Annotated in this window: 2 protein-coding genes; one reads left to right on the top strand and one right to left on the bottom strand. The window is 71.1% G+C overall.

Going from position 1 to position 2,455, the window contains the following annotated elements:
• On the bottom strand, window positions 1-1,842 hold a 1,842-nt coding region (locus VGD44_RS10610), incomplete at its 3' end, for a VacB/RNase II family 3'-5' exoribonuclease (RefSeq protein WP_331086699.1).
• A gap of 35 nt (window positions 1,843-1,877) precedes the next feature.
• Between VGD44_RS10610 and VGD44_RS10605 the strand changes: the two genes are divergently transcribed.
• Window positions 1,878-2,455 (top strand): iron-containing alcohol dehydrogenase (locus tag VGD44_RS10605; RefSeq protein ID WP_331086697.1); only part of this gene is annotated, 578 nt, incomplete at its 3' end.

Here is a 2,455-nt window from a genome sequence, read left to right as displayed (position 1 = left end):
CGACCGGCGCTCGGTCATGGTCACGCCCTCGGCGATGGCGGGCAGTTCGGCGATCTCGCGGTCGGTCAGCCCGTCCTTGCCCAGGTTCAGCGCCCGGATCAGGCCGCGGTGGACGATCAGGTCGGAATAGCGCCGGATCGGCGAGGTGAAGTGGGCGTAGCGGTCCAGGTTCAGGCCGAAGTGGCCTATGTTCTCGGGGCTGTAGATCGCCTGCATCTGGCTGCGCAGCACGACCTCGTTGACCACATCGGCGTGTTCGGTGTCGCGTGTCTCGTCCAGCAGCTTGTTGAACCGTTTGGTCGTGCCCGGCTCGCCCTTGTTCCACGGCTTGCCGATGGTCGACAGGAAGTCGGCCAGGTTGAAGATCTTCTCTTGGCTGGGCGTGTCGTGGATACGGTAGATCAGCGGCGTCTTCTTCTGCTCCAGCGTCTCGGCGGCGCAGACGTTCGCCTGGATCATGAACTCCTCGATCAGCTTGTTGGCGTCGAGGGTGGCGCGCGGCGTGATCGCGGCGATCTCGCCCTCGCGGATGCTGATCCGGCGCTCCAGGCTCTCGATGGCCAGCGGCGAGCGGGCGTCGCGGCCCTTCTTCAGGCAGGCGTAGGCGGCCCACAGCGGCCTGAGCACGCTGTCCATCAGGGGGCCGGTCTTGTCGTCGGGCTCGCCGTCAATGGCGGCCTGGGCCTGCTCGTAGCTGAGCTTGGCGGCCGAGCGCATCAGGCCGCGGACGAAGCGGTGGCTGCGCTTGCGTCCGTCGGACCCGAACACCATCCGGACCGCCAGCGTGGCGCGGTTCTCGCCTTCGCGCAGCGAGCAGAGGCCGTTCGACAGCCGCTCGGGCAGCATCGGCTCGACGCGGTCGGGGAAGTAGACGCTGTTGCCCTTGTCGCGGGCGATACGGTCCAGTTCCGAGCCCGGGCGCACGTAGGCGGCCACGTCGGCGATGGCGACCCAGCAGACCCAGCCGCCGGGGTTCTTCGGGTCGTCGTCGGGATGGGCGTAGACGGCGTCGTCGTGGTCGCGCGCGTCCACCGGGTCGATGGTGATCAGGGGCACGTCGCGCAGGTCCTCGCGGCCGGCCAGCGTCGGCGGTTGGGCGGCCTCGGCTTCGGCCTCGGCGGCCTCGGAGAAGCCGGTGGGGATGCCGTGGGCGTGGATGGCGATGATCGAGAAGGCGCGTGGCTCGTCCTCGCGGCCGACGACCTCCAGCAGCTTGCCGCGCTTGGGGCCATAGCGGGGGCCGTGCGGCTCGACCTGGGCGATGACCAGGTCGCCGTCGCGGACGTCCTCGCCCTCAGGCAGGAGCAGCGTGTCCTTCGAGCGGCGGTCGACGGGCTCCACCCGCACCTCACGGCGGGCCTTGCGGACCACGCCCAGGATGCGGTGCGCGCTCTGGCCCAGGCGCTTGATCAACCGCGCCTCGGTCTCGCCGTTCTCCAGGGTGACGAACCGCACGAGCACGCGGTCGCCCAGGCCGGGCGCGGGCCCCTTGGCGTCACCGCCGCCGGGCGCGAGCGGGACCAGCGGCGCGTCCTCGCCACGGGTCAGCCGGACCAGCATCTCGCCGTCGGCGTCGCGCTCGATGACGTCGGCCACGCCCACCTCGGGCAGGGCGCCGGCCTCGGCCAGGCCACGGCGGCCACGCTTGCCCAGGGCGCCCTCGGCCTGCAGCGTCGACAGCATGGCCCTCAGTTGCCGCCGATCCTCGCCCTTCAGCCCGAAGGCGCGGGCGACGGCGGCCTTGTCGGTTTCGCCGCTCTCGCGGATGAACTTCAGGAGCGTGTCGCGGTCGGGGAGACCCTTGGCAAAGCGGGCGGATTTGGGCGTCTTGGGTCGGGCCATCGATCGTGCTTAGCAACTTTTGGGGAGGAACGCAGATGCTGAGTGGAACGCACCGCTTCCCGAAACAGGACCAGATCACCTACGGCCGACCCGCCGCCGAGGTGGTGGCCGAGCTGGCGAAGGCCTGGGGCTGCTCGCGCCTCCTGGTCACGAGCACCCGTTCGCTCGCCGATGGGCTGGCCAACGACTTCGCCGCGGCGCTGGGCGAGCTCTGCGTCGGCGTCTTCTGCGAGATCGGGGCGCACTCGCCGCGCGCGGGGGTGATCGGCGGGGCCCAGGCGGCGCGGGAAGCCGGCGCGGACCTGCTCGTGGCGCTGGGCGGCGGCTCGGTGATCGACGCGACCAAGGTGATGCAGCTCTGCTTGTGGGCGGACCTCACCGGCGTGGACCAGCTCGACGCCTATCGCGCCGGGCGGGGTCCTGACCGGATCAACGTCACGACCGTTCCGGCGGGCGTCCGCATGATCGCCGTGCCCACCACGCTGTCGGCCGCCGAGTTCACGCCGTTCGCCGGCGTCAGCGACGCGGCGCGGAACGTGAAGGAGGGTTACACCCACCCGCTGCTGGCGCCGAGGGCGGTGGTGCTGGACCCGGCGATGACGCTTTCCACGCC

Origin of the sequence: Phenylobacterium sp. (assembly GCF_036402295.1) — a bacterium.
Classification (GTDB): Bacteria; Pseudomonadota; Alphaproteobacteria; order Caulobacterales; family Caulobacteraceae; genus Phenylobacterium.
This window is presented reverse-complemented; position numbering and strand designations above follow the sequence as displayed.